The sequence below is a fragment of the Cysteiniphilum halobium genome (assembly GCF_003574425.1).
Taxonomy (GTDB): domain Bacteria; phylum Pseudomonadota; class Gammaproteobacteria; order Francisellales; family Francisellaceae; genus Caedibacter; species Caedibacter halobius.
On the sequence record NZ_QLIU01000073.1, the window covers coordinates 1 to 1,074 of the forward strand.

The window sequence follows — 1,074 nt, forward strand, 5'->3', positions numbered from 1 at the left end:
CCTTTATCCTTTTGCTATTTTTATTATTTTACGCCATGTTCAACTTTTTTAAGTGGTAGATATTGCATAGCATAAGGAAAAGCTTTAGTTTTTAATTTGCACAAAAAAACTGGAAGCACACCTTATGCTATTAGAAGACTTTATCATTTCTGTGTATTGTTTGGTAGACAATGAATTAAAAAACCTGACAAAAGAACACCCCTTAAGAGCTCGAGGCTTTGCGCCAAAGCTTTCAGATGCAGAAGTGATTACCATAGATATTGTAGGAGAATTTATGGGCAAAGACACAGATAAAGGTATATGGCAATACTTTAAGACGCATTGGCAGTCCTGGTTTCCAGGTCTTGGCAGTCGTAGTAACTATGTGAAGCAATCTGCAAATTTATGGCAGGTTCATCAGCAAATACAGTATGCTCTGGCAAGTAAATTAAATGCTTTTGCAGACTCGATCCATTTAGCAGATGGTTTCCCAATCCCTGTGTGCCACTTTAAACGAGCACGCTCAAGTAAAATTTTCAGGGATACAGCCACTTATGGGTACTGTGCCTCCAAGGAGGAAACATATTATGGCTTCAAGGGTAATATATGTATTAGCTCAGAGGGTGTTATTACAGGCATCACAGTGACACCAGCGCATATTGATGAAAGGGAATCGCTTTACGAGGTTGTGCCTGGCATCCATGGTTTATTACTTGCTGATAAAGGTCTAATTGGTCAGGATTATCAAAAGGATTTCAGGCAGGAGACTGGTGTTAATTTGCAAACCCCTACAAGGGGAAATATGTCAGATAATCGAGGAAAAGATGCCAATCGCTGGATTGTATCTACTCGCAGGCTAGTGGAAACTGTTATTGGTCAATTAACTGAACGGTTTAATATTGAGAAAGTTCGTGCGCGTGATTGCTGGCATTTAACAAAACGGATTGCTAGAAAATTACTTGCTCATACTATTGGTGCTGTAATATGCAAAAGTAAAGGCTATTCAACCATACAGTTTGAAAAATTAGGAATTTAAAAAGTTGAACATGGCGTTTATCTAGGTTCTGTGAACCAATTTTTTTACAAGCTTAATTA

The 1,074-nt window shown here is 38.1% G+C and carries 1 protein-coding gene; it reads left to right on the forward strand.

Annotated elements, in window-relative coordinates; all coding sequences use genetic code 11:
• Positions 1–124: 124 nt before the first annotated feature.
• Complete coding sequence (locus DNK85_RS10675; RefSeq protein WP_119329550.1) at positions 125–1,015, forward strand: IS982 family transposase; 891 nt, start codon at positions 125–127, stop codon at positions 1,013–1,015.
• The last annotated feature ends 59 nt before the right edge of the window (positions 1,016–1,074 follow it).

Coding starts and splice junctions, on each gene's coding strand:
- DNK85_RS10675 (WP_119329550.1), top strand. CDS start 125: ATGCTATTAGAAGACTTTATCATTTCTGTGTATTGTTTGGTAGACAAT.